Source organism: Rhizobium sp. 01L419, assembly GCF_056400025.1.
Window position 1 is genome coordinate 1 of sequence record NZ_JBFTSM010000071.1, and the last position, 382, is coordinate 382.

At 62.8% G+C, this 382-nt stretch carries 1 protein-coding gene; it reads right to left on the minus strand.

Features of this window, described 5'->3' with window-relative positions:
• On the minus strand, positions 1–382 hold a 382-nt coding region (locus AC1DUP_RS36830), incomplete at both ends, for a thiolase family protein (protein ID WP_477837400.1).

Sequence of the window (382 nt, forward strand, 5' to 3'; positions counted from 1 at the left end):
GCCTCCGCCTTGTTCTGCGAACTCACTGCGAACTGGTCCTGGTCGTCGCGTGAAAGCTGCCACTGGCGCGCGATATTTTCTGCGGTGATACCCATATGATAGCCGTAGAAGGCGTCGGTCAGACCGTCCTTGATCATTGTGTCGATCATCTTCATGTCGCCCATCTTCACGCCGCCGCGCAAATGCGCTGCATGCGGCGCCATCGACATGGATTCCTGGCCGCCGGCGACGATGATCTTCGCATCGCCGAGCGCGATCTGCTGCATGCCGAGGGCAACGGCGCGCAGGCCGGAACCGCAGAGCTGGTTGACGCTCCAGGCTGTCGCTTCCTTGGGAACGCCGGCCTTCATCGCCGCTTGGCGAGCCGGGTTCTGGCCTTCGC